General features: G+C 68.2%; 23 protein-coding genes. 17 read left to right on the top strand and 6 right to left on the bottom strand.

All coding sequences use genetic code 11. The annotated features are described in order from the left end of the window. Positions 1-100: 100 nt before the first annotated feature. The 4 genes from U4Z64_RS15045 to U4Z64_RS15030 all read left to right on the top strand — a co-directional run bounded on the left by U4Z64_RS15045 (position 101) and on the right by U4Z64_RS15030 (position 4,298). Positions 101-1,435: a chloride channel protein gene (locus U4Z64_RS15045; RefSeq protein ID WP_321820354.1), complete on the top strand. Its 1,335-nt coding sequence runs from the start codon at positions 101-103 to the stop codon at positions 1,433-1,435. 200 nt (positions 1,436-1,635) lie between these two features. After that, positions 1,636-2,958, top strand: coding sequence for a TIGR00366 family protein (locus U4Z64_RS15040; protein WP_321820353.1), 1,323 nt, complete (start codon positions 1,636-1,638; stop codon positions 2,956-2,958). A 71-nt stretch (positions 2,959-3,029) separates the two neighbouring features. Beyond that, on the top strand, positions 3,030-3,473 hold the full coding sequence (locus U4Z64_RS15035) for a type VI secretion system amidase immunity protein Tai4 (protein WP_321820476.1): 444 nt from the start codon (positions 3,030-3,032) through the stop codon (positions 3,471-3,473). A gap of 93 nt (positions 3,474-3,566) precedes the next feature. Next, entirely contained in the window at positions 3,567-4,298 is a 732-nt protein-coding gene (locus tag U4Z64_RS15030; protein WP_321820352.1) for a class I SAM-dependent methyltransferase, read from the top strand. A 24-nt stretch (positions 4,299-4,322) separates the two neighbouring features. Here U4Z64_RS15030 and U4Z64_RS15025 read toward each other — a convergent pair whose 3' ends face one another. Both U4Z64_RS15025 and U4Z64_RS15020 read right to left on the bottom strand, forming a co-directional pair. Beyond that, positions 4,323-5,741, bottom strand: coding sequence for a cytochrome-c peroxidase (locus U4Z64_RS15025; protein WP_321820351.1), 1,419 nt, complete (start codon positions 5,739-5,741; stop codon positions 4,323-4,325). A 111-nt stretch (positions 5,742-5,852) separates the two neighbouring features. Continuing rightward, positions 5,853-7,526 carry an alkaline phosphatase family protein gene (locus U4Z64_RS15020; protein ID WP_321820350.1) on the bottom strand — a complete coding sequence of 558 codons (1,674 nt, stop codon included), beginning with the start codon at positions 7,524-7,526 and terminating at the stop codon, positions 5,853-5,855. Positions 7,527-7,870: 344 nt separating this feature from the next. Between U4Z64_RS15020 and U4Z64_RS15015 the strand changes: the two genes are divergently transcribed. Continuing rightward, positions 7,871-8,782, top strand: a complete 912-nt coding sequence (locus U4Z64_RS15015) for an EamA family transporter (protein ID WP_321820349.1) — start codon at positions 7,871-7,873, stop codon at positions 8,780-8,782. A gap of 48 nt (positions 8,783-8,830) precedes the next feature. Here U4Z64_RS15015 and U4Z64_RS15010 read toward each other — a convergent pair whose 3' ends face one another. Then, positions 8,831-9,304 carry an Lrp/AsnC family transcriptional regulator gene (locus U4Z64_RS15010; RefSeq protein ID WP_044843065.1) on the bottom strand — a complete coding sequence of 158 codons (474 nt, stop codon included), beginning with the start codon at positions 9,302-9,304 and terminating at the stop codon, positions 8,831-8,833. Between the two features lie 318 nt (positions 9,305-9,622). Between U4Z64_RS15010 and U4Z64_RS15005 the strand changes: the two genes are divergently transcribed. The 6 genes from U4Z64_RS15005 to U4Z64_RS14980 all read left to right on the top strand — a co-directional run bounded on the left by U4Z64_RS15005 (position 9,623) and on the right by U4Z64_RS14980 (position 13,957). Beyond that, a complete protein-coding gene (locus U4Z64_RS15005) occupies positions 9,623-11,008 on the top strand; it encodes an amino acid permease (RefSeq protein WP_124484873.1) in 1,386 nt (461 codons plus the stop codon). 43 nt (positions 11,009-11,051) lie between these two features. Continuing rightward, positions 11,052-12,254: an amino acid aminotransferase gene (locus U4Z64_RS15000; RefSeq protein WP_321820348.1), complete on the top strand. Its 1,203-nt coding sequence runs from the start codon at positions 11,052-11,054 to the stop codon at positions 12,252-12,254. Between the two features lie 131 nt (positions 12,255-12,385). Then, positions 12,386-12,784, top strand: coding sequence for a DUF488 domain-containing protein (locus U4Z64_RS14995; protein WP_124484871.1), 399 nt, complete (start codon positions 12,386-12,388; stop codon positions 12,782-12,784). A 103-nt stretch (positions 12,785-12,887) separates the two neighbouring features. Next, positions 12,888-13,178 (top strand): DUF1488 domain-containing protein, encoded by a 291-nt coding sequence (locus U4Z64_RS14990; RefSeq protein WP_044843069.1) that lies wholly within the window; start codon positions 12,888-12,890, stop codon positions 13,176-13,178. A 16-nt stretch (positions 13,179-13,194) separates the two neighbouring features. After that, a complete protein-coding gene (locus U4Z64_RS14985; protein ID WP_124519488.1) occupies positions 13,195-13,434 on the top strand; it encodes a UDP-glucose 4-epimerase in 240 nt (79 codons plus the stop codon). A 169-nt stretch (positions 13,435-13,603) separates the two neighbouring features. Continuing rightward, a complete protein-coding gene (locus U4Z64_RS14980) occupies positions 13,604-13,957 on the top strand; it encodes a metal ABC transporter ATPase (protein ID WP_124665889.1) in 354 nt (117 codons plus the stop codon). Between the two features lie 20 nt (positions 13,958-13,977). On the opposite strand, the gene U4Z64_RS14975 is transcribed toward U4Z64_RS14980, so the two are convergent. From U4Z64_RS14975 to lhpI, 3 genes are all read right to left on the bottom strand, one after another. Then, positions 13,978-14,757, bottom strand: a complete 780-nt coding sequence (locus U4Z64_RS14975; RefSeq protein WP_044843072.1) for a helix-turn-helix domain-containing protein — start codon at positions 14,755-14,757, stop codon at positions 13,978-13,980. 17 nt (positions 14,758-14,774) lie between these two features. Further along, complete coding sequence (locus tag U4Z64_RS14970) at positions 14,775-15,182, bottom strand: response regulator transcription factor (RefSeq protein ID WP_124484869.1); 408 nt, start codon at positions 15,180-15,182, stop codon at positions 14,775-14,777. A 184-nt stretch (positions 15,183-15,366) separates the two neighbouring features. After that, positions 15,367-16,302, bottom strand: coding sequence for a bifunctional Delta(1)-pyrroline-2-carboxylate/Delta(1)-piperideine-2-carboxylate reductase (gene lhpI, locus U4Z64_RS14965; protein ID WP_321810859.1), 936 nt, complete (start codon positions 16,300-16,302; stop codon positions 15,367-15,369). A 262-nt stretch (positions 16,303-16,564) separates the two neighbouring features. Here lhpI and U4Z64_RS14960 point away from each other — a divergent pair, with 262 nt between their 5' ends. From U4Z64_RS14960 to U4Z64_RS14935, 6 genes are all read left to right on the top strand, one after another. Beyond that, entirely contained in the window at positions 16,565-17,302 is a 738-nt protein-coding gene (locus U4Z64_RS14960; protein WP_044843075.1) for a FadR/GntR family transcriptional regulator, read from the top strand. A gap of 121 nt (positions 17,303-17,423) precedes the next feature. Continuing rightward, complete coding sequence (locus U4Z64_RS14955; RefSeq protein WP_257772573.1) at positions 17,424-18,545, top strand: branched-chain amino acid ABC transporter substrate-binding protein; 1,122 nt, start codon at positions 17,424-17,426, stop codon at positions 18,543-18,545. Between the two features lie 60 nt (positions 18,546-18,605). Beyond that, positions 18,606-19,613, top strand: coding sequence for a trans-3-hydroxy-L-proline dehydratase (gene lhpH / locus U4Z64_RS14950; protein ID WP_321820347.1), 1,008 nt, complete (start codon positions 18,606-18,608; stop codon positions 19,611-19,613). Between the two features lie 196 nt (positions 19,614-19,809). After that, on the top strand, positions 19,810-22,356 hold the full coding sequence (locus tag U4Z64_RS14945) for a penicillin-binding protein 1A (RefSeq protein WP_321820346.1): 2,547 nt from the start codon (positions 19,810-19,812) through the stop codon (positions 22,354-22,356). 78 nt (positions 22,357-22,434) lie between these two features. Then, positions 22,435-23,310, top strand: coding sequence for a PilZ domain-containing protein (locus tag U4Z64_RS14940; protein WP_321820345.1), 876 nt, complete (start codon positions 22,435-22,437; stop codon positions 23,308-23,310). Between the two features lie 295 nt (positions 23,311-23,605). Next, entirely contained in the window at positions 23,606-23,935 is a 330-nt protein-coding gene (locus U4Z64_RS14935) for a DUF4148 domain-containing protein (RefSeq protein WP_124484862.1), read from the top strand. Positions 23,936-23,982 lie beyond the last annotated feature (47 nt).

Genomic DNA, 23,982 nt, shown 5'->3' with positions numbered 1-23,982 from the left:
AAAAATACGTTTGTCTCATGAGAGATCGACGCCTACGATGCGGTCCTGACGGCGGCGTGCATGGTGCGCGCCGTCTTGTCGATCATCGTCCGCCGACCTCATGCGCCTCGATCTCCCGTCTGCTCCCGTGTCTTCCTCGCCGTCCGCCAGCCCGTTTGCGCGGATGGCTGCCGTCACGATCCTGACCGGCATCGGCGCTGGCGTCGGCGGGATGCTGCTCGCGCTGCTGCTGCACGCGATCCAGCACGTCGCGTACGACTACAGCCTCGCGCACGTGGTCGGCACCGAGAGCTTCCTTACCGGCGTGAGCCAGGCCGACCCGCAGCGCCGGCTCGCGGTACTCGTCGTCTGCGGGCTCGTCGCGGGCGGCGGCTGGTGGGCGCTGTACCGCTATGGCCGGCCGCTCGTCAGCATCCGCCGTGCGGTGCGTGCCGCCGATCCGCGGATGCCGTTCGTCAGCACGACGGTGCACGCGCTGCTGCAGATCGTCACCGTCGCGCTTGGTTCGCCGCTCGGCCGCGAAGTCGCGCCGCGCGAGATCGGCTCGCTGCTGGCCGGGCAGCTCGCGCACCGCGCGGGGTTGACGCCGGCCGACTGCCGGCTGATGGTCGCGTGCGGTGCGGGTGCCGGGCTCGCGGCCGTCTACAACGTGCCGCTCGGCGGTGCGGTGTTCGTGCTCGAAGTGCTGCTCGGCACGTTCGAACTGCGCGCGCTGGTGGTCGCCGTCGTCACGTCGGCGATTGCGGCGGCCGTCGCATGGATCGGCCTCGGCAACGAACATCAGTACACGGTGCCTGCGTTCGTGCTGAGCACGCCGCTCGTCGCGTGGTCGATCGTCTGCGGGCCGCTGTTCGGTTTCGCCGCGTACGGCTTCGTGCGGCTCACGAGCCGCGCACGGGCGGATGCGCCGAAGGGCCGGCTGCTGCCGGTGCTCGCGCTGGTCAATTTTGCGGTGATCGGTGTGCTGGCGATGCGCTTTCCGCAACTGCTCGGCAACGGCAAGGGGCCGGCTTCGATGGGCTTCGACGGCACGCTGACGATCGGGCTCGCGGCGACGCTGCTCGTGCTGAAGGTGGCGATCGAGGCGGGCAGCCTGCGCGCGGGGGCGGAGGGCGGGCTGCTGACGCCCGGTCTCGCGAACGGCGCGCTGCTCGGCGTCGTGCTCGGCGGGCTGTGGAGCCTCGTGTGGCCGGGCGCGTCGATCGGCGGATGCGCGCTGGTCGGCGCGACCGCGTTCCTCGCCGCGTCGATGCAGATGCCGATCACGGCCGTCGTGCTGCTGCTCGAATTCACGCGCGCGAATCACGACAGCCTGGTGCCGATGCTGCTGGCCGTGGCGGGCTCGCTGGTTGCGTACCGGTTCGCGCAGTGGGTGGTGGAGGGGCGGATGGGGGCGGTCGCGGCCGTCGCCACGCCGGTGACGGCGACCCGGTAGCCCTCCTCGGCACAGGCTGCGGCGCCCGGGCTGCCTGTCATCGCTTTTTCCCGTTTCCTTGCCGGTTTCCAGCCCGTATCGCGACCGGATCACGCCGAAGCGCGTCTGCCGGTTCTGTGCAAGAATCCGCGCGTTTCCGCGCCACCGAACAACGAACCATATGTGCGCGGACGTCCCTATCAGGAAACGAGGAGCACAACTTGATTCAACGCATTTCCCGCTTTTTCACGCAGGTCGTCCACCGCGTATTGCCCGACCCGTTGATTTTCGCGATCCTGCTGACCGTCGCCACGTTCGCGCTCGCGTTCGGCCTCACGCCGAATACCCCCGTGCAGCTCACGACGATGTGGGGTGCCGGCTTCTGGAACCTGCTCGCGTTCTCGATGCAGATGGTGATGATTCTCGTGACCGGCCATGCGCTGGCGAGTTCGCCGCCGGTGCGGCGGCTGTTGGTTGCGCTTGCAAGCACCGCGCGCACGCCGGGGCAGGGCGTGATGCTCGTCGCGTTCGTCGGCGCGCTCGCCTGTGCGATCAACTGGGGCTTCGGCCTCGTGCTCGGCGCGATGCTCGCGCGTGAGGTCGCGCGGCGCGTGGCCGGCAGCGACTACCGGCTGCTCGTTGCGTCCGCGTACATGGGCTTCCTGAGCTGGCACGGCGGGCTGTCGGGTTCGGTCCCGCTCGTCGCCGCGACGAAAGGCAATCCGATGGAAAAGACCATCGGGCTGATTCCGGTATCGGACACGATCTTCACCGGCTACAACGCGTTCATCACGATCGGGCTGATCGTGATGCTGCCGTTTCTCGCGCGGATGATGATGCCGAAGCCCGGCGACGTCGTGAGCGTCGATCCGGCGCTGCTCGCGGAGCCACCGAGCGTCGAGCGCCAGCTCGGACCCGATGCGACGTTCGCCGAGCGGCTCGAGGAGAGCCGCGCGCTGTCGGTCGCCGTCGCGGCGCTGTGCGCGGCGTTCCTCGTGCTGCGTTTCATGCAGAAGGGCTTCGCGCTCGACATCGACACCGTGAACCTCGCGTTTCTCGCGGCCGGCATCCTGCTGCACCGCACGCCGATGGCGTATGCGCGCGCGGTGGCCGGTGCGGCGCGCGGTGCGTCGGGAATCATGATCCAGTTCCCGTTCTATGCGGGGATCCAGGCGCTGATGGATCACTCGGGGCTCGCGGGCGTGATCACGAAGTGGTTCGTCGATATCGCGAACGTGCACACGTTTCCGCTACTCGCGTTCCTCAGTTCCGCCGTGATCAATTTCGCGGTGCCGTCGGGTGGCGGCCACTGGGTCGTGCAAGGTCCGTTCGTGATGCCGGCCGCGCAGGCGCTCGGCGCCGATCTCGGCAAGGCTGCGATGGCGATCGCGTACGGCGAGGCGTGGACCAACATGGCGCAACCGTTCTGGGCGCTGCCCGCGCTCGCAATCGCGGGGCTCGGCGTGCGCGACATCATGGGCTACTGCGTGACGACGCTGCTGTTCTCGGGCGTGGTGTTCGTCGCGGGGATGTATCTGTTCTGAGCGAATGTGGTGCGATGCGGAGGGCACGCCTGCCGCATCGCACGGTATCGTGCGAATTTCTGGAGCCTGTCATGAGGGAAGCCTGGATCGCGATCGCGCTGACGTGTGCGGCACTTCATCCTGCAACGGTGTCAGCGAAGGAAGCGGCGCAAACCTCGCCGGAGGCCGGTTCACGTACGTACATCCAGAACTTCAAGGACATGGCGCTCGCACAGTGTCTGGCCACTGCGTATCGGCAGGAGTCCGCCGTAAGCAAGGACATCGGCAGCAGCACGAACGCGCTGCGCGACTGGACTTACTACGACCTGGAGCGCGCGCCGGACGTCGTTCGAGCGCTGGTCGCGAAGTATCTGGCGCGCGATTACCGAAATCCGGTCGTTGAGTCGGAAATCAAGGACGTCAAATTCGACTTCCTGAAATGCATGGACCTGTATCACGGCAAGGAGCTCGACGCGGCGGCGAAGCGGCTCGTCCTGCGGCCCAACAGCACATACCGGGCCGAGAACCCGCGATAGTCCTGAAGCGCCGCAGCGGCGGCGCCCCGACCATCGCCATGTGCGCCCCGATCGTGCAGAATCGATCTTCCAATCCTAGCCCAAGGATGCCGCATGCCCGATTCGAACGAACCGTCCGCCCGCAGCGCCTATGCGACCTTCGCGCAACGCTACGCGGACATCGCGCCGACCAAGGCGCACAACGCACTCTACGAGCGTCCGGCAACGATGGCGCTGCTCGGCGACGTCGACGGCCTGACGGTGCTCGACGCCGGCTGCGGGCCCGGCATCTGCAGCGCGCATCTCGCGCGCCACGGCGCGACCGTCCACGCATTCGACATCACGCCCGAGATGGTCGCGCTCGCGCAAACGCGCTGCGCAGGTCTCACGGTCGACGTCGTGGAGGGCGACCTGGAGGTGCCGCTCGCGTGGCTGCCCGACGCGTCGTTCGACAAGATCCTGTGCTCGCTCGCGCTCGACTACGTGCGCGACCTCGCCCCGACGCTGCGTGAATTCAGACGCGTCGCACGGCCCGGCGGGACGCTCGTGTTCTCGATGGCGCACCCGATGCGCGACTGGATGGACGAGCGCACACGCGGGGACGCCACGTACTTCGATACGAGCCGTTTCGGCTTCCACTGGTCGGGTTTCGGCGAACCGAAGCCCTATGTCGAAGCGTGGCGCCGGCCGCTTGCCGACATCCTGAACGCGCTCGCCGACGCCGGCTGGCGGCTCGACCGGTTCGTCGAACCGACGCCGCTGCCCGAGATGAAGGCCGTGTCGGAGCGGCTCCATGCGGAGCTGTCGCTGGCGCCGGCGTTCCTCTGCATCCGCGCGCAGCGCTGACCAAAAGCGGCGGCGGGCCAGCCGTCAGCGTGCCGGCTCGTCGGTCAGCGTGCCGAGAAACGCTTCGACATCCTTGATGTCCTGCTCGGTCATCGCGGGCTTGTCGCCGGGCTTGCGATCGAACGGCGCGTCCGTCACGTCGACGTTCGCGCGATACTTCGCCGGGATGTCGTCGTACACGTCGACCTTGCCGTCCGCGCCGCGCGGATAGAACTTCTGCGGCGAGATGCTGCGTTCGTTGTAGAACGCCATCACCTGGTCGAGCGTATGGAACACGCCGTTGTGGAAGAACACGTGGCGCGTCGCCGCGTTGCGCAGCGTCGGCGTGAGGAACATCGCGCAGTACTGCGTCTGGTCCTTCAGGTCCTCGCGGAACGGCCCGCACACGCCGAGATCGTAGAACGCCGGGTTGCGGTTCTGCGCGAGCGCCTTGTTGCGCGGCGCGCCGAGCGCCTCGTACTGGTCGTCGGTAAACATCGGCGGCAAGCCGTCCTTGCCGGGCTTCGACAGGTGGCAGCCCGCGCAATTCGCCTTGTCCGGATCGTTGAAGAGCTTCAGCCCGCGCAACTCGGCCTGCGTGAGGCGCGCGCGGCCTTCGAGCCAGCGATCGTACTTGCTGTTGTACGGATGGAACGACGGATCCTCGACCTGATAGCGCGCGATCGCGAACATCGCCTCCGACACCAGAAGCTGCGGGCTGGAGAACACGCGCGCGCCGAACAGCTGCTCGAACTGCGCGCGATGCGGCGACTGCGCGAGCTTGCGTGCGACATCGTCGACGCTCGCATTGGCCATCTCGACCGGATTCAGCAGCGGCCCGAACGCTTGCTGCTGCAACGTATCGGCGCGGCCGTCCCAGAACATCCCGCCTTGCGGCACGAGTTGCGGTGCGGCCGACGTGCCGGCCACCTTCTGCGCCTTGACGACGCCGGCCGCGGATGCCGCCTGCTGCGCGACGCTCGGCGCGGCGTCGTTTTCGCCGGCATCGGGGCCGATGCTGAAGTTCGGCTGGCGATAAAGGTACATCAGCGACGGCGGCGGGCGGTAGCCCTGCTGCGTCATCGCGAGGCCGCCCGGCTGCACGTCGAGCCCGTTCGGCGGCCCGTACGCATGATTGGGGCTGTGGCACGACGCGCACGACTGCTTGCCGGATGCCGACAGCGACGGATCGGCAAACAGCGCGCGCCCGAGCTGTGCGACCGCCGACAACGGCTGCGCGGCTGGGCGCTGCAGCACGACCGGATGCGGATTCGCACCCGTCCAGCCGGCGACGACGTCGCCGATCGCCGCCGGCGTACGAGCCGGAAACGCGATCGCGAACGCGCCGTAGCCGAGCACGGCCGCGCCGAGCACGAACGCCGCGCGGCGCAGCACGCGGGCAGGGGAACGCGGCGCGGCGCCGCCGGATGCGTCGGGAGACGGAAACGCGGGACGAGCTGTCATGCTGTCGGTCGAAAATCGGGCACCGTGTGAAAGCGGCGCGTTAAACGGAAACGGCCGGCGCACGATGCGCCGGCCTGCTGTTGCCTGCTGCGACCGGTTACGCGATGCCGGTCAGATCGACGGCGCCGCGCTCAGCACGGTGCCTTGCGCCGGATCGAGATACAGCGGCGCGGTGTTCGGCTTCGACGAGAAGTCGAACAGCCCGCGCAGGTCGCCGGACGTCGCATCGAACGAACCGCCGCCGATGCGCTGGCCGCCGAGCCAGTTGTCCTCGATGAAGCGCACGACGGACGCCTGGTCGATCAACGTGTGGTCGACGTAGTTCTGCTTCGCGTACGGCGAGATCACGACCAGCGGGATGCGCACACCCGGGCCGCAGCGGCCGTTCACCGTGCCGCCGTTCACGCCGGTGGTGCCGCCCGAGCCGCACTTGCCGTTGCCGTTCACCTGGTCGACCGCGTCGGACGACGCACGGGTCGGTGCCGTGTACGCGTGGTCATACCAGCCGTCCGAGTCGTCATAGGTGACGATCACGGCCGTGTTCTGCCAGTCCGGCTGCTGCTGCAGGAAGTTGACGACCTTCGTCACGAACGCCTGCTCGTCGAGCGGATCAGAGTAGCCCGCGTGCGCATCCTGCGCGGCCGGCGCCTTCAGGAAGCTGACCGACGGGAAGTTGCCGGCCTTCACGGCCGCGAAGAAGTCGTCGGTGTCGTACTGGTGGTTCGCCGGTTCGGCCGTCTTGCCGTCTGCTTCGAGGCTCGAACCGATCGCCGCGACCGCGCTCGGGCGGGTGTGCTGCGGGTTCGCGGTCGACGCGTAGTACTGGAACCAGTTGTGGTGCGGGATGTAGTCGGTCGTCGCGGCGTTCACGGCGGCGGCGACCGTGCTGCGGCTGCAGCCGGTCGTGCCGTTGCTGTTGGTCGTCGACAGGTTGAAGCCGCCCATGAAGCCGCCCCACGTGATCTTCGCGCCGTTCAGCAGGTCGCCGATGTTCTTGCCGCTCATCATCGCCTGGTCGGTCGTGCTCGAGCACACGTCGAAGCCCGGGTCGACGTCGTTGATCATCGTGAAGCCGCCCTGGCCGTCGTTGATGTAGTACGAGGTGGCGGCGAGCGTCGACGGCTGCTTCGACGTCTTGACGATCTGCATCCCGTTGGTCTGGCCCGACACGACGTTCAGCGCGCCGGGTGTCGACGGGCCGTAGACCGTCGTGTACGCGTTGTCGCTCATCGCGAAGCGCTGCGCGTAGTTCCACAGCGCAGTCACGGTGTTGCCGTCGAAGTAGCCCATCACCTGGCCCTTCGTGCCGAACGCGCCGGCGCCGCCGGACGAACCCTTGCCGGTGTACTTCGGGAACAGGTCGGCGAGGCCGTTGTCCTCGGCCTGCTGCTCGGCCGTGTACGCGTGGTTCTGGTCGGCGGTCGCGGCCTGCGTGCGGTCGAGGCGGAACGGGTTCGCGGCGTCGGTGCCGTTGGCCGTGTTCGTGAAGTTCGGGTTCGCGGTGAGCAGCGTGCCCGTCAGCCCGTTGATCGCCGGCGTGCCGGGCTTCGCGTTGAAGGCCGGTTCGCCGGACGGGTTCGACGCGTTCGGGTAGGTACCGAAGTAGTGGTCGAACGACACGTTTTCGCCGTAGATCACGACGACGTGCTTGATCGGCGTGGCGGTCTGCAGCGCGTCCTGCGACGACACGGCGGGCGTCGACGTGGGATCGTCGCTGCCGCCGCAGGCGAACAGCGCAAGCGCCGCGGCTGCGCAGGCGGTGACGAGCAAGGCTTGACGGAACATCGGGAAACTCCAGGTAGGCTTTCGACGGTGAAGATCGGCCCCGTCGCCGTGTCGGTCCGGCGCGGAACGCGATAAAGCACCGGCATTGAAGCAGTTCGGCATGAAGATATGGGGGCGGACCGGTTTCGCGACGGTTGCGCCGCGGTATCGATTCCATTACGGCGCGACGCGGCGCGAAAGAAAGCGGAAAGGGGCCACGCGGATGCAACCTGGGCGACACATTGGGCGGTGGGCACGGTCACGGCCGCGCATGCCGCGCGGGGCGGGCGGCAGCGCGCGGCGGGCCGGTTCGTAGGGTGCCGGGCCGGGTTCTTTTTTTGACAATCGTGTGACGCATTCATACGATGGTTGGCCCGCGGCGACGATTTCGCGTTGCCGGCCGTCAGCGAGGACTCAACGTGCCGATTCCCGTTCTGTTTGCGGTCTTGTGCGCGGCCTTCCTGCATGCGTCGTGGAATGCGCTCGTGCGCAGCAGCGGCGACCGGTTGCGCTCGGCCACGGTGCTGCAGATCGCGATCGGGCTGTTCGCGCTGCTGTTCCTGCCGGCCGCCGCGCCGATCACGCCGGCGAGCTGGGCCTGCGTCGTCGCGTCGGCGGTGCTCCACGTCGTCTATACGCTGCTGCTGGTGCGCGCTTACGAGCACGGCGACCTGAGCGTCGCGTATCCGGTCGCACGCGGCACCGCGCCGCTGCTCGTCACGCTGGGCGCCGCGGCGTTCGCGGGCGAGCGCCTGAACGCGGGTGCGCAAGGCGGGCTCGTGCTGATCTGCGCCGGCATCATGGCGATCGGGCTGGAGCGCGGCCGCGGCGCGCGGCACCGGATGACGCAGGTGCTGCCGACTGCGTTCGCCACCGGCGTATCGATTGCCGCGTACAGCGTGGTCGACGGGATCGGCGTGCGGGAAAGCGGCAGCACGGTCGGCTACACGGCGTGGATGTTCGTGCTGACCGGCTTGCTGATGGCCGCGTACTACCGGCTGCGGGCGGGGTCGCTGCGGCTCGCGCAGGATGTCGGTGAAACGGCGAAGGCCGCATGCGGCGGCGTGTGCGCGGCGCTCGCATACGGGATCGTGATCTGGGCGATGGAGCGTGCGCCGATGGGCCCGGTGTCGGCGCTGCGCGAAACGAGCGTGGTGTTCGCGGCGCTGATCGCGCGCGTCTATCTCGGCGAGCGGCTGGCGCCGCGTCGCGCCGGCGGGTGTCTGGTGATTGCGTGCGGGGCGTTGCTGATCAGCGCGTCCGAAGCGGTGCGCTGAGCGCGGCTGCCGAACCGGGCATCGCCCCGCCGGTCGCGCGGCGCCGCATCAGCCTTCCACCGGCATCGCACTCGTGCACTTGATCTCGTCGAGGCACACGCTCGAATGCACGCCGCTCACGCCGGGAATCCGCATCAGCGTTTCGAGCAGGAACGTGGACAGCCCCTTCAGGTCGCGCGCGACGACCTTCAGCACGTAGTCGATATCGCCCGTCACCGAGAAACACTCCTGGATCTGCGCGAGATCCGACACGAGTTTCTGGAACTTCGACAGGTCGCGGATATGCCCGCGCTCCATCGTCACGTGGACGAACGCGGTGACGCCGAACCCGAGCGTGTCGGGGCACAGACGGGTTTCGTAACGGCGGATCGCGCCGATCTCCTCCAGCCGGCGGTGGCGTCGCAGCGTCTGCGCGGGCGACAGGCCGACGGCCTTCGCCAGGTCGAGGTTCGACGCACGGCCGTTCTCCTGCAGCACCGACAGCAAATGGCGATCGATGCGATCGAGAACCGGTTCAGGCATTTTTGTTTCCTCATCTGTCTCCCGCGTGCAATCTTATCTCATAATGTAGGGTTTGCATGAGCCGGTTACGCAACCCGATTTCGCTGTCGCGACGCTAAACTGACGCCGGATTTTCGTGTGCGCCTGCAGCAAGGCGGAAAGAGCGACGGTCGGCGGCCGGTCTGGTGGGCCTGCCGACAGGAATCGGGGGTCGCCACGCGAAGATTGCAGTCCCCAACCCGGCGGCTCCACGAACGGCCGCCGGCACAGCAAAACAGCGCCCGGCACACCGAGGCGCGCCGCACCGCTTCCGGCGGAGGCGGGCAAAATGGAGAAGACATGGTTTCTGGAAACGAGAAGGACGGCCTGAAGCGGGGGCTGAAGAACCGGCACATCCAGCTGATCGCGCTCGGCGGCGCGCTCGGCACGGGGTTGTTCCTCGGCATCGCGCAGACGATCAAGATGGCCGGCCCGTCCGTGCTGCTCGGCTACGCGGTGGCCGGCGTCGTCGCGTTCTTCATCATGCGCCAGCTCGGCGAGATGGTGGTCGACGAGCCGGTCGCCGGCTCGTTCAGCTACTTCGCCGACAAGTACGTCGGCCACTTCACCGGCTTCCTGTCCGGCTGGAACTACTGGGTGCTGTACATCCTCGTCAGCATGGCCGAGCTGTCGGCCGTCGGGATCTACGTGCAGTACTGGTGGCCCGGCGTGCCGACCTGGGTGTCGGCGCTGGTGTTCTTCGTCGCGATCAACCTGCTGAACCTGGCGAGCGTGAAGTCGTACGGCGAGACGGAATTCTGGTTCTCGATCATCAAGGTCGCCGCGATCGTCGGGATGATCGGCTTCGGCGGCTGGCTGCTCGCGAGCGGCCATGCGGGGCCGGAAGCGAGCGTCGCGAACCTGTGGCAGCACGGCGGCTTCTTCCCGAACGGCGTGTCGGGGCTGGTGATGTCGATGGCGGCGATCATGTTCTCGTTCGGCGGGCTGGAGCTGATCGGCATCACCGCGGCCGAGGCCGACGATCCGAAGCACAGCATTCCGCGCGCGACCAACCAGGTGATCTACCGGATCCTGATTTTCTACATCGGCGCGCTCGCCGTGTTGCTGTCGCTGTATCCGTGGGAGAAGGTCGTCACCGGCGGCAGCCCGTTCGTGCTGATCTTCCACGCGCTGAGCAGCAACCTGGTCGCGAACGTGCTGAACGTGGTCGTGCTGACGGCCGCGCTGTCGGTCTACAACAGCGGCGTGTACAGCAACAGCCGGATGCTGTTCGGCCTCGCGAAGCAGGGCAACGCGCCGAAGGTGCTGTGCTCGGTGAACAAGCGCGGCATTCCGCTCGCCGCGCTCGGCGCGTCGGCGCTCGCCACCGGCGCGTGCGTGCTGGTCAACTACTTCATGCCGGGCAAGGCGTTCGAGGTGCTGATGGGCCTCGTCGTGTCGGCGCTGATCATCAACTGGGCGATGATCACGCTGATCCACCTGAAGTTCCGCCAGGCCAAGCGCATCGCCGGAGAGCAGACTTCGTTCCGCAGTCTGGGCTATCCTTTCACGAATTACCTGTGCCTGGCGTTCATGGCCGGCATTCTCGTCGTGATGTACCTGACGCCGGATCTCCGCCTGTCGGTGTACCTGATTCCCGTATGGCTCGCGGTGCTCGCGGTCGGGTATCGCTTCCGTCAGAAGAATGCGGACTATGTGATGCGCGACGGCGCGTCCGCGCGCTGACACGGGCATCCCGACCATTCTTCCAAACGAGACCGACATAGCCATGTTCGAACACATCGACGCGTACCCGGGCGATCCGATCCTGACGCTCAACGAGAACTTCCAGAAAGATCCGCGCGATCAGAAGGTCAACCTGAGCATCGGCATCTATTTCGATGCCGAAGGCCGGATTCCAGTGATGGGGGCCGTGCGCGAAGCCGAAACGGCGCTGCAGCGCGACCTCGGCCCGAAGCCTTACCTGCCGATGGTCGGCCTCGCCGCGTATCGCGACGCCGTGCAGGCGCTGGTGTTCGGCGCCGATCATCCGGCGCGTGCGGCCGGCCGCATCGCGACCGTGCAGACGCTGGGCGGCTCGGGCGCGCTGAAAGTGGGCGCCGATTTCCTGAAGCGCTACTTCCCGGACGCGCAGGTGTGGCTCAGCGACCCGAGCTGGGAAAACCACCGCTTCATCTTCGAGCGCGCGGGCTTCACGGTGAACACGTACCCGTACTACGACGAAGCGACGGGCGGCCTGAAGTTCGACGCGATGCTCGCGGCGATCGACGCGCTGCCGGCGCGCAGCATCGTATTGCTGCACGCGTGCTGCCATAACCCGACCGGCGTCGATCTCGACGAAGGCCAGTGGGAGAAGCTGATCGACGTGATCGAGGCGCGCGGGCTGCTGCCGTTCGTCGACATGGCGTACCAGGGCTTCGGCGCGGGCCTCGACGCGGACGCGTTCGCCGTGCGCGAACTGGCCCGCCGCGGCGTGCCGGCACTCGTCGCGAACTCGTTCTCGAAGAACTTCTCGCTGTATGGCGAGCGCGTCGGCGGCCTGAGCGTCGTCTGCGACGATGCGTCCGCGGCCGAGCGCGTGCTGGGCCAGCTGGCCGGCGCGGTGCGCTCGAACTACAGCAACCCGCAAACCTACGGCGCGAAGGTCGTCGCGACCGTGCTGAACACGCCCGCGCTGCGCAAGCAGTGGGAAGAGGAACTCGCCGCGATGTGCCGCCGGATCGCGCGGATGCGCCAGTCGATCCACGACGGCCTGCGCGACTACGTCAGCGGCGAAGCCCTCACGCGCTACGTGAAGCAGCGCGGGATGTTCACGTACACGGGCCTGACCGAATCGCAGGTCGATGCGCTGCGCGAAGTGCACGGCGTGTACATCCTGCGTTCGGGCCGCATGTGCGTCGCGGGGCTGAACGATTCGAACGTCGGCATCGTCGCGGATGCGATCGGCAAGGTGCTGAAGAGCGGCGTCTGACCGGTGCGCCCCCGGGCGCCCGATCGCATCGCATGAACCGGCTGTCTCCCTTGCGGAGGCAGCCGGTTTTTTCTTGCGCGGCGGCGGCGCGGCGGTACGATGGCGGATCGCACGCAAGACGAAGGAGCGGCATGGCAATTCGAATCGTACGGCTCGGCACGCCGCGCGCGGCCGGCGAGGGCCTGAGGATCGGCACGGTGCGGCGGCCGCCGCGCGGGGTACCCAAGGCGGAATTCGCATCGCGCAACTACTATGATGTGTGGCTGCCGACGCTGTCGCCGAGCCCCGAGCTGGTTGCGCAGGCGCAGGCTGCCGAAACCGACGCCGAATGGCGTGCGTTCACGCGCCACTTCCGCGCGGAAATGGCGCACGGCGACGCACCGAAGGTGCTGGACCTGCTCGCCGCGCTGTCGGCGACGAGCGCGTTCTCGATCGGCTGCTACTGCGAGGACGAGCGCCGCTGCCATCGCAGCGTGCTGCGCGAACTGCTGGCGGAACGCGGCGCGGCGATCGACGCGGAAGCGGGCTGAGCGCCCGTCGGGCGTCGCCTCGTGCGGCGCAGCGAACCGGTTGACGTGGGTCAAGCGTGCGGTGCCGCGGGCCGCTATGCTCATGTCATGAATTGCCCCGACGATGACAGGCGGACAGATGCAGATTGCCTTTCCACCCGAACCGCCCGAATATTGCGCGCGCGATCTGGTCGTCGCGTTTTCGGCGCTGGTCGACGGCCGCTGCGTGCAGTGCGCGATCACGGCCGAAGCACTGGAAGACCATTTCGGTGCGCCGTCGCTGCTGGAACGGGATTTGCTGGATGCGTTCGATGCGCACCGGTCGGCGATCGAGGCGAAGGCACGACAAATGCTCGACGAAATCGGCGGCCGGCCGGTGTTGCTGCACAGTGGTCACTTCCGGATGGACGGCTGATTCCGCAGGAGGACGCATGACACTGCAAGGCACGATTCATGAACGCGACTGGTCGGTCGAGATCGAGACGCGACAGTGCGAATCCGGCGAGTTCCGCTGCCGTGTGTCGGTCGAGCACGGCACCGGGCCGGCGCGCTTTCACCACACGTTCGAGCACAGTCATGCGTATCCCACGGAGCACGAGGCCGCGATCGAAGGGTTGCGGGCCGGGATGACGTGGATCGAAATGAAGGCGTCGCAGACGTTCAGCATGTGAACCGCCTCGCGCCGACGGCGCACGGAGGCAATGCTGCCACGGCAGTGATCGCCGCATCCGTCGTCGCGCCGCGCGACATGCGTGCGGGCGGATTCCGCGGCGGGCAGGGCAGGGAAACATGGGGCAGGCAATCCGGTCGACGAGCGGCGACCGCGTCAGGAGGAACGACATGGGCGTGGGCATGCAGATCGTCTGCGTCGGATTCGCGGGTTCCGCCGCGCTCGAAGGCGAGGCGGGGGCGCAGCTGGTGCGGCTCGAACGATTCCGCGCGCGGCTCGACGATTGCCTGCTGGCGATCGAGTCGCGCACGACCGGCGACGGCGGCCGGACCTACGACGTGCGCCTCGAACTGCTCATGCATGATCGCGCGCCGGCGGTGCTGCCGGGCAGCAGCGGCGATGACGTGAACGAAACGATACGGCGCGTGTTCGCGCAAGCCGAACAGGCGCTGTCCGCCTGGCAGGCCGGCGAACCCGAAGCGGTCGCGCGGCATGCGGCCACGACGGGCGCGGCCGCGCAATGACGCCGGCCGCGCGTCGGGCGTCAGACCTGCGCGAGCGCCTGCGCGTCGAGGATCCGCACGCGCTTGCCGCGCGTTTCGACGAGCGAATCCCGATGGAACCGCGAGAACATCCGGCTGACGGTCTCGAGCTTCATGCCGAGATAGCAGCCGATTTCCTCGCGCGTCATCCGCAGGTTGAATTCCGATGCCGAATAGCCGCGCGCCTCGAAGCGCGCCGACAGGTTCAGTAGGAACTGCGCGACGCGCTGCTCGGCCGACATCGTGCCGAGCAGCAGCATCTGGCTCGATTCACGGACGATCTCGCTGCTCAGCATCTGGTAGAGGAAATGCTGCATCGGCTTCATCTCGCGGCACGCCGCCTCGAGCGCGCCGAACGGGATGATGCACACGACGCTGTCCTCGAGCGCGATCGCGTCGCAGCAGTGCTGGCCGCTGCCGATGCCGTCCATGCCGAGCGTTTCACCGGCGATCTGGAAGCCGGTCACGTGCTCGCGGCCGTCGCGATGCATCATCACCGTCTTGAACGAGCCCGCACGGACTGCATAGATGCTGTGGAACGGGTCGTCGATGCGGAACAGCGCGTCGCCCTGGCGAACCTGCCGGGTCGAGCAGATGATCGCGTCGAGGCGGCCGTACTCGTCCGCAGTCAGGTCGGGCGGCAGGCACATCGAGCGCATCGCGCAGCCCGAGCAGCGCGCGGCCGGGGTTTTGACGGCGTCGGTGCGCGCGACCGCACGAAGCGGAGTCGTTGGCCGAGGCGCGACGGGCGGGGCGGTGGCGCAGGCAGTGGCGGTAGACATGAGTCACTCCGGCTCGATCAGGGGTGGTGCGCGCGAGCGTGCACCAGGGATTCGATGACGCGGCATGCGGCGTCGAATTCGGCGGTCTTGTCGAAGAAATAATCGGCGCCGGCCGCCGCGCATGCCTCTCTGAATGCCGCCGCCGAGTGGTTCGTCAGCACGATCGTGACGACGCGCGGCGTGGCCTTCGACAGCATCCCGATCAGGTCGAGACCGCTGCCGTCCGCGAGCCGCAGGTCGACGATCACGACGTCCGCGTGGCTGCTGCGGATGTGCATCCACGCGTCCTGGCCGTCTTCCGCTTCGCCGACGACCGCGACGCCGCGGATCGCGCCGACGAGCAGCGCGATCCGTTGCCGGACGGCGATGGCGTGATCGACGAGAAACACCCTGAGCGCGACGGCGGGTGACAGGCTGGCATTCATGCCGGCAGTATCGTGTTGCGCCGCCAAAAATGAAATCGGCCGAACTGGAAGTTTGTGTAGGCCGCTTCGACGTGTTGTAGGGCGATTCCTACAACGCGTACGGGAAGGCGGCGGCGACGCCCGAGCCGCGCTGGCTGGCGTGCGTGGTGCAACCGGCAGGTTGCCGGTCGCCGCCGCCGTCGAATCAGCCGTGCCGGCGCGCGGCCAGCGCGTCGCGTGCCGTGCGGCACGCGGCCAGATCCCATGCGGCGCAGCCGACGGTCTTGAACAGCAGCGGGCCGCTGCGCGCGAAGGCGCCGCGCAGCACGTCGGCGAGCGACGCGACCTGCTGCCAGTCGACCTGCGCGACGATCAGGTCGCCGGCCTCGTGGCGCGCGCCGGCCGGATCGTCGACGACCAGCCGGCTGTGGCGCACGGTATCGGCGTCGATTTCGGCGGCATCCGCGGTGAACGCGCCGACCCCGACCACGAGGCGGCCTTCGCGTGCCGCTTCGCGATAGACGGGCGTGCGGCTCGTCGTCAGCGTGACGACGACATCGATCGCATCGGGAATCGCATCGCCGTCGAGCGGCGCGAGCTGCGGCGCCTGCGCGCGGTGCGCGGCGCAGAACGCGGCCGCGCTGTCGGCGCGCGAGCCGCGCACGCGCAGGCGCGCGTCCGGAAAGATCGCCGCGAGCGCTTCCGCGTGATTGGCCGCCTGCTTGCCGGTGCCGATCAGCAGGATGTCACGCGGCGCGGCGCCGTGCAGCGCCTGGATGCCCAGCGCGGTAACGGCCGCCGTGCGGCGCCCGGTGACCGTCGGGCCGTCGAGCACGAAGCGCAGCTCGCCGGTCGTCGCATCGTATGCGCTCACCTGCCCGAGGATCGTCGGCAGCCCGCGCGCGCCGTTGCCGGGGCACACGTTCACGAGCTTGTGGCTCGCGAGGTCGCGCGCGCTCGACGGCATCGACAGCATCACGCCGCCGGCCTGCAGCGGCACGACCAGGCGTTCGGGACTGACGATCTCGCCCGCCGCGTATTCGGCGACGGTGTGCCTGAGCGTCGCGAGCAGCGCGGGGTAGTCGAGCAGCGCGGCCGTTTCGGCGGCGTCGAAAGAGGGAATCCGGGAAAGGGCGGTCATCGTGTCGGTCGGTTGGGGCGGTGGGCGTGGGTGACGGGCGCATCGCGCGCTCGCCACGGAGGCGGCCGGCTGTCGCGATGGCAGGCGGTCTGGATCAAATCTATACCAGTTTCCGGCCACCCGGCAAGCCGGAAAAGCCAGCGGACGGCCGATTTTGGTTCTAATATCCGTCCAGATGGGCGTCGCGCGCACCGGCGCCGGTACCGCTCCGGTATAGTGCGACGCATTCCCGATCCCCCACCCGACCGGGCAGGAGCCCCAGATGATGTCCGCACGTCCCGAATCGCTCGAAGCCGGTTTCCGGCCGCTGCAGATCTACGAACAGGTCGCCGAAAGGATTCGCGACGAGATTCGCGCGGGGCGCTACGCGGCCGATTCGAGGCTGCCGTCGGAGCGCGAACTCGCGGCGCTGTTCCAGGTTGGCCGGCCGGCCGTGCGCGAGGCGCTGGGCGCGTTGCAGAACGAAGGGCTCGTGTTCACGAAGCGCAATTCGGGCACCTACGTCGTGCCGGCGCCGCTCGACGTACTCGCGCAGCGCGGCGACCCGCAAGGCGCGCCCGATGCCGACTTCAGCCCGACGTCGACGCTCGACGTGCGGCTCATCCTCGAGCCCGCGATCGCGCGCCTCGCGGCCGCGCACGGTCGCGCCGATCCCGTCGCCGAAGGCTATCTCGCACAGATGGAAACCGTCTCCGACATCGACGATCCGCAGCAGCGCGCGCTGTGGAACGAGAGCGACCGGCTGTTCCACCGGCAACTCGCGCTGATGACCGGCGACGCGCTGATCGTGAAGATCGCGGACGAAGTCGCGAAGACGATGGACCAGCCGCTGTGGAAGCGGCTGAAGGACGACGGCATCTACGACGCGGGCCGCATCCGGCTCTACGTGTCCGAGCACCGGCTGATCTACGAGGCGATCGTGTCCGGCGACGCCGATGCGGCCGCGTTCTATGTCGAGCAGCACATTCTTCGCGTGCGTCGCGACATCACGCCGAAGTAATGCGCGCCGCCTCACTCTGGTCTAAAAAATGACCAGAATCGCAAAAAACTTTTTGAAATTGCTTGCATGGTGACCACATGTGTCCTACATTGGTTTCACACAAAACCAATCAGGAGACACCATGCGACACTTCGTTACCGCGCTCTCGGTGGCCGTTGCCGCCGGCGCGCTGAGCGCCGCGCACGCGCAGGAAGTCGTGATGATCGGCCATTCGGCGCCGCTCACCGGCCCGCAGGCCGCGAACGGCAAGGACAATGAAAACGGCGCGCGCCTTGCCGTCGACGAGCTCAACAAGGCGGGCGTGAAGGTGGCCGGCAAGACGGTCACGTTCAAGCTGGTGTCGGACGACGACCAGGCCGACCCGAAAGCGGGCGTGCAGGTCGCGCAGAACCTGGTCGACAAGGGCGTGGTCGCGGTGCTCGGGCCGTACAACTCGGGCGTCGCCATTCCGGCATCGCGTGTGTACAGCAACGCAGGCGTCCCGATGTTGCCGGTCGCATCGAATCCGGCACTCACGCGGCAGGGCTTCAAGAACATCTTCCGGATCGGCGCGAGCGACGAACAGCTCGGCGGCACGATGGCGACCTTCGCCGCGAAGACGCTGAACGCGAAAACCGCCGCGGTCATCGACGATCGCACCGCGTACGGGCAGGGCGTTGCCGAGCAGTTCATGAACGTCGCGAAGGCGAACGGGATCAAGATCGTCGACCAGGAGTACACGAACTCGTCGGCCACCGATTTCCTCGGCATTCTCACCAAGATCAAGGCCAGCAATCCCGACGTGATCTTCCTCGGCGGCTATGCGGCGCAGGGCGCGCCGATGGCGAAGCAGATGAAGCAGCGCGGCTTGCGCGCGAAGCTGCTCGGCGGCGACGGCATCTGCTCGGCCGACATGGGCAAGGTCGCGGGCGAGGCCGCGTCGATCGTCTATTGCGCGCAGGGCGGCGTCGCGCTCGAGAAGACGCCGGCCGGCCGCGAATTCCTGAAGAAGTACCACGACACCTATCACACGGATACGCAGGTCTACGGCGTCAACTACTACGACGGCATGAAGCTGCTCGCCGACGCGATGGTCAAGGCCGGCACGACCACCGACAAGGCGAAGCTGATCGCGCAGCTGGCGAAGTCGAACTATGCGGGCGTCGCGGGCACCTATTCGTTCGACGAACGCGGCGACCTGAAGGGCGCGCCGACCAGCGTCTACGTGATCCGCAACGGGCTGCCCGAACCGTACGCGAAGTAAAACCGTTACCGGAACGACGGCGCCGGTGCGCCGTCGTTCGTCTTCACGCTTTCGATCTTCATGAAAATTTCCCGATCCCTTTCCACCGTCGAAGTCCATACCGGCGGCGAAGCGTTCCGCATCGTCACGAGCGGGTTGCCGCGCCTGCCCGGCGACACGATCGTCCAGCGCCGCGCATGGCTCAAGGACAACGCGGACGAGATCCGCCGCGCGCTGATGTTCGAGCCGCGCGGCCACGCCGACATGTACGGCGGCTACCTGACCGAGCCGGTGTCGCCGAACGCGGATTTCGGCGTGATCTTCGTGCACAACGAAGGCTACAGCGACCATTGCGGGCACGGCGTGATCGCGCTGTCGACCGCCGCGGTCGAGCTCGGCTGGGTGCAGCGCACGGTGCCGGAGACGCGCGTCGGCATCGACGCGCCCTGCGGCTTCATCGAGGCGTTCGTGAAATGGGACGGCGAGCATGCGGGGCCGGTGCGCTTCGTCAACGTGCCGTCGTTCATCTGGCAGCGCGACGTGTCGGTCGACACGCCGTCGTTCGGCACCGTGACCGGCGACATCGCGTATGGCGGCGCGTTCTATTTCTACGTCGACGGCGCGCCGTTCGACCTGCCGGTGCGCGAGGCGGCCGTGGAGAAGCTGATCCGCTTCGGCGCCGAAGTGAAAGCCGCCGCGAACGCGAAATATCCGGTCGCGCATCCGGAGATTCCCGAGATCAACCATATCTACGGCACGATCATCGCGAACGCGCCGCGCCATCCGGGCTCGACGCAGGCAAATTGCTGCGTGTTCGCGGATCGCGAGGTCGACCGCTCGCCGACCGGCTCCGGCACCGGCGGCCGCGTCGCGCAGTTGTACCTGCGCGGCCGGCTCGCGGCCGGCGACACGCTCGTCAACGAGTCGATCGTCGGCACCGTGTTCAAGGGGCGCGTGCTGCGCGAGACGACGGTCGGCGACATCCCGGCCGTGATCCCGGAAGTGGAGGGCAGCGCGCACATCTGCGGATTCGCGAACTGGATCGTCGACGAGCGCGATCCGCTGACCTACGGTTTTCTCGTGCGCTGAGCAGCGGCGCACGGCACCGTTGTACCAGGCTTGGCGCGCGGCCCCCGTTGCGGGGCGCGCGCTTTTTTTGTTGTAAAAATGCACGCCCGGACGCCGTTCGCGCAGGCCCGGGACGGCCGCTGGCCGGTAGGCGGCGCGAGTTTTGGTACGATGCAGCCTTTCCAGCAGATCCCCCACCCGCGTGAATCGCCGAAACGTGTCGTCAGTGCGTGACCTCAGTGCCAAATGGGTCGCGCGCGCCCAACCCGTCGCGGCCGCTGCCGCCGTGCTCGTCAAGCGTGTCCTGGCCAGCGCCTGGCACCATCTCCGTCATCCGACGCGCCGCGGCGTGCTGCGCGCGGCTGCCGCCGTGCCCGCGCTGTTCCTGCTGTACGTGCTGGTGCTGATTCCGTTCACGCCAGGCATCGGCGACATCCGCAAGGCGCGCGTCGACCAGCCGGCGCAGGTGCTGTCCGCCGACGGCAAGGTGCTGGCGGAATTCAAGCCGTCGAACCGCGAATGGGTGTCGCTCAAGCAGATCTCGCCGCACATGGTCGACGCGCTGATCGCCACCGAGGACCATCGTTTCTACGAGCATCACGGTCTCGACTGGAAGCGCACGGCGTCGGCCGCGCTCCATACGTTCTCGGGCAGCCGCCAGGGCGGCTCGACGATCACGCAACAGCTCGCGCGCAATCTGTATCCGGACGAGATCGGCCGCGCGCCGACGCTCACGCGCAAGGTGAAGGAGGCGATCACCGCGCTGAAGATCGAGGCCGTCTACAGCAAGGACCAGATCCTCGAGACCTACCTGAACACGGTGCCGTTCCTGTACAACGCGTACGGCGTCGAGATGGCCGCGCGCACCTATTTCGACAAGTCGGCCGACGAGCTCGACGTGCTCGACAGCGCGACGCTCGTCGGGATGCTGAAGGGCAACAGCTATTACAACCCGGTGCTGAATCCCGAGCGCGCGCTGCAGCGGCGCAACACGGTGCTCGGCCAGATGGTGAAGTACGGCAAGCTGTCGCCGGCGCAGTTCGCGCAGTTGCAGCGTCGGCCGCTGCGCATCGACTTCGAGCGCCAGAAGGAGCCGCCGGGGCCCGCGCCGCACTTCGCGCAGCAACTGCGTAAATGGCTGATCGGCTGGGCCGACCGCAACGACTACAACATCTATTCGGACGGGCTGATCGTGCGCACCACGATCGATTCGCGTCTGCAGCAGATGGCGACCCAGGCGCTGACGCTGCAGGCGAACCAGCTGCAGGGCATCGCGAACAATGCGTGGAGCGGCCGCGACGGCTGCGGCACCGACAACGAGGTGTTTCGCACCTTCATGCGCGAGTCGCCCGAATACAAGGCCGCGCAGGACGCCGGCAAGAACGATGCGGCCGCGATGAAGCAGCTCGCCGCCGACCGCGGCTTCATGCGCGCGCTGTGCAAGGCGAAGACCGACGTGCAGGCCGGCTTCGTCGCGATCGATCCGCGCGACGGGCAGATTCGCGCGTGGGTCGGCAGCCGCGACTTCACGAACGAGCCGTTCGATCACGTCGCGCAGGCGCGGCGTCAGCCGGGCTCGACCTTCAAGCCGTTCGTCTATGGCGTCGCGTTCGCGAACGGGATGAAGCCGGACGACACCTTCATCGACCAGGCGGTCGAGATTCCGCTGAAGGGCGGCGAGATCTGGCGGCCGAACGACGACGCGCCGCCGACGGGCAAGCCGATGACGCTGCGCGACGCGGTCGCGCTGTCGCGCAACCGGATCACCGCGCAGGTGATGGAGAAGGTCGGTCCGGCGGCCGTGGCGCGGTTCGCGCGCGACATGGGCGTGCGCGAAAGCCCGCTCGAGCGCGTGCCGTCGCTTGCGCTCGGCACGAGCCCCGTGACGCTGAAGGAGATGGTCGCGTCGTACGCGACGATCGCGAACGGCGGGCTGTACGTCGAGCCGCAAATGGTGACGCGCATCGAGAACCGCCGGGGCGAGGTGCTCGCCGAATACGCGCCGGCGCCGCCCGAGCGCGCGCTCGACGCCGAAACCGACAAGACGCTGCTCGACGTGATGCGCGGCGTCGTGACGCGCGGCACCGGCAGCAGCATCCGTACGCGCTTCGGCATTCGCGGCGACGTGGCCGGCAAGACCGGAACCACGCAGGACAACGCGGACGGCTGGTTCATCCTGATGCAGCCCGGGCTGGTGGCCGGCGCGTGGGTCGGTTTCGACGACGGCCGCGTGACGCTGCGCAGCGACTACTGGGGGCAAGGCGCGCACAGCGCGCTGCCGATCGTCGGCGACTTCTTCCAGCGCGCGCAACGCGCCCGGATCGTCGACACGAAGCTGAAATTCGACACCGAACCGTCGCCCGGCTGGTTCGCGTCGGTGCGTGAACGGGTGACGGACCTGGTCGACGGTTGGTTCGGGCCCGAGCCGAAGCAGGCGGCGGCGCCCGTCAGGACGCAGCGTATCGAGCGCGAGCCGGAGGCGGACGCAGCCGCGGCGTCGGCCGCATCCGGCGCGTCGGCGCCCGAGGCGGCATCCGGCGGCATCGTCGAGGAATGGGTGCCCGCGTCCGAGGTGGCGGCATCGGCCGCTGCGTTGTCGGCGTCGCAACCGCCGGTCGCGCAGCCGCCGGCGACGGGCGGCAATGCGACGAGCCCGGGCAACGCCGGGGGCGGCCTCGGCTCCGCCCCGGCCGTCGCGCCCTCCGCTACGCCGGCGCCGGCGCCGACACCGGCTTCACCCGACGCGACCAGCGGTTCGGAGTAACGAGCCGTTCAGATTTCGCGCGAGGCTGCCGTAATAACGTTGTCACGACAGCTCGCGCGGTCGCTCCGCGCCTTTCCGATGCGGCTCATCACCGATCACGTCGCGCTCGCGCGCGATGACATCTCCGCCGGCGTCCCGCTCGGCTTCGATCTCTACGATGCCGGCGGCGCCGCGCTGCTGCCCGCCGGCACGACGCTGCGCGATCCCGCGCAGCATGACTTCCTGTTCGATCACTTCCGGCCCGTGCGCCGGCGCGATGACGCCGAGCCTGCCGCGCCGGCGCACGACACCGTGCCGGCGGCCACGCGCATGGGGCTGTCGGCCGGCGCCGCGATCGGCATCCGGCGGCGGGTCGGCGCGACCCGCGTGCTGCAGCGCTGCCGGTTGATCGGGGTCGGCGCATCGGGCGCGCTGTTCGTCGAGCCGCAGCCGGCGGTCGTGCTCGAGTTTGCCCGCGGCGACGACGTCGAGGCGGTCGCGATCGGCCGGTCGGCCGTGTCGCGCTTCGGTGCGACGGTCGAAGCGGTGCAGGCAGCGGGCGCCGCGCCGTTCATGGTGCTGTCGCCGCCGGGCTTCGTCGACCGGTTGCGCACGCGCGCGGAGCCGCGCGTGCCGGTACGGATCGCGGCCCGCTGCACCGGCGGCCCTGCGCAGGCCGACGGCATCGGGATCGTGCGCGATCTCAGCCTGAACGGACTGTCGATCGCGCTCGACCGGCCGCTCGCGGCGGCCGGCGAGCCGTTGCGCGTGCAGTTGCCGTATGCGGACGAGGACTGTGTCGCGCTGCTGACGCTCGACGGGACGGTGCGTGCGGTGCATGCCGATCCGGCCGGGTCGGGCTGGACGCTTCACCACGCGGCGTTCGACGAAGTCGCTGCCGCCGACCGGATGCGCCTCAAGGCGCTGCTGTTCGACCTCTCGTCGGGGGCGGTGGAGGCGGATCAGGTCCGCTGATGTGTCGAACGGAGAAGCGGGGCAAACGTGGCAACCGCTGGGCGGTCGTCCACGGCCCGATGAATCGATCCGCACCGCGCGAGCCGGGCGAGAGCGCGCAGAGCCTATTGGCTGCGGATGCGGCCATAATCATCTGATGATTCGATCGAATGCGCGGCAATTGTACGGTTTCGGTCAACAGTGAATTTGCGATTTAAGTATTTACCCTGATAGCCGTGCCGCCTAGACTTTCACTCATGCGCAACGACTACCCAGTCCGAAGCGCCTGACAAGACAAATCTGGAGGTAACGCATCATGAAATCGCTGATCAAGGCAGTTGCACTGGCCGCTCTGGTGGCCGCACCGGTCGTCTCGTTCGCTCAATCGAACCAGCAGCCGCTGACGCGCGCGCAAGTGCGTGCCGAGCTGGCCCAGCTGGAAAAGGCCGGCTACAACCCGAACGACTGGATCAACTATCCGGAAAACATCCAGGCCGCACAGGCGAAGATCGCGGCAGCCCAGAACACCGGTGCGCAGGCTGATGCAACGGGCTACGGCGCGAACCCGGCGGCGACGTCGCAGTCGGGCCAGCGCGTGACCGTGCCGGCCGCAGCCGATCGTTCGTCGGTGTACTTCGGTCACTGAGCTTGTCGCGCCGCGGCGGCCTTTGCTACCGCCAGCGAAGCCGCAAT

The sequence above is a fragment of the Burkholderia sp. BCC1996 genome (genome assembly GCF_905339955.1).
In the GTDB taxonomy this organism is placed as follows: domain Bacteria; phylum Pseudomonadota; class Gammaproteobacteria; order Burkholderiales; family Burkholderiaceae; genus Burkholderia.
This window is presented reverse-complemented; position numbering and strand designations above follow the sequence as displayed.

Bases quoted from the DNA above. Each gene is read 5' to 3' on its own strand.
- U4Z64_RS15045 (WP_321820354.1), top strand. From the start codon at position 101: ATGCGCCTCGATCTCCCGTCTGCTCCCGTGTCTTCCTCGCCGTCCGCC.
- U4Z64_RS15035 (WP_321820476.1), top strand. From the start codon at position 3,030: ATGAGGGAAGCCTGGATCGCGATCGCGCTGACGTGTGCGGCACTTCAT.
- U4Z64_RS15030 (WP_321820352.1), top strand. From the start codon at position 3,567: ATGCCCGATTCGAACGAACCGTCCGCCCGCAGCGCCTATGCGACCTTC.
- U4Z64_RS15025 (WP_321820351.1), bottom strand. From the start codon at position 5,741: ATGACAGCTCGTCCCGCGTTTCCGTCTCCCGACGCATCCGGCGGCGCC.
- U4Z64_RS15020 (WP_321820350.1), bottom strand. From the start codon at position 7,526: ATGTTCCGTCAAGCCTTGCTCGTCACCGCCTGCGCAGCCGCGGCGCTT.
- U4Z64_RS15015 (WP_321820349.1), top strand. From the start codon at position 7,871: ATGGTTGGCCCGCGGCGACGATTTCGCGTTGCCGGCCGTCAGCGAGGA.
- U4Z64_RS15010 (WP_044843065.1), bottom strand. From the start codon at position 9,304: ATGCCTGAACCGGTTCTCGATCGCATCGATCGCCATTTGCTGTCGGTG.
- U4Z64_RS15005 (WP_124484873.1), top strand. From the start codon at position 9,623: ATGGTTTCTGGAAACGAGAAGGACGGCCTGAAGCGGGGGCTGAAGAAC.
- U4Z64_RS15000 (WP_321820348.1), top strand. From the start codon at position 11,052: ATGTTCGAACACATCGACGCGTACCCGGGCGATCCGATCCTGACGCTC.
- U4Z64_RS14995 (WP_124484871.1), top strand. From the start codon at position 12,386: ATGGCAATTCGAATCGTACGGCTCGGCACGCCGCGCGCGGCCGGCGAG.
- U4Z64_RS14990 (WP_044843069.1), top strand. From the start codon at position 12,888: ATGACAGGCGGACAGATGCAGATTGCCTTTCCACCCGAACCGCCCGAA.
- U4Z64_RS14985 (WP_124519488.1), top strand. From the start codon at position 13,195: ATGACACTGCAAGGCACGATTCATGAACGCGACTGGTCGGTCGAGATC.
- U4Z64_RS14980 (WP_124665889.1), top strand. From the start codon at position 13,604: ATGGGCGTGGGCATGCAGATCGTCTGCGTCGGATTCGCGGGTTCCGCC.
- U4Z64_RS14975 (WP_044843072.1), bottom strand. From the start codon at position 14,757: ATGTCTACCGCCACTGCCTGCGCCACCGCCCCGCCCGTCGCGCCTCGG.
- U4Z64_RS14970 (WP_124484869.1), bottom strand. From the start codon at position 15,182: ATGAATGCCAGCCTGTCACCCGCCGTCGCGCTCAGGGTGTTTCTCGTC.
- lhpI (WP_321810859.1), bottom strand. From the start codon at position 16,302: ATGACCGCCCTTTCCCGGATTCCCTCTTTCGACGCCGCCGAAACGGCC.
- U4Z64_RS14960 (WP_044843075.1), top strand. From the start codon at position 16,565: ATGATGTCCGCACGTCCCGAATCGCTCGAAGCCGGTTTCCGGCCGCTG.
- U4Z64_RS14955 (WP_257772573.1), top strand. From the start codon at position 17,424: ATGCGACACTTCGTTACCGCGCTCTCGGTGGCCGTTGCCGCCGGCGCG.
- lhpH (WP_321820347.1), top strand. From the start codon at position 18,606: ATGAAAATTTCCCGATCCCTTTCCACCGTCGAAGTCCATACCGGCGGC.
- U4Z64_RS14940 (WP_321820345.1), top strand. From the start codon at position 22,435: ATGCGGCTCATCACCGATCACGTCGCGCTCGCGCGCGATGACATCTCC.
- U4Z64_RS14935 (WP_124484862.1), top strand. From the start codon at position 23,606: ATGAAATCGCTGATCAAGGCAGTTGCACTGGCCGCTCTGGTGGCCGCA.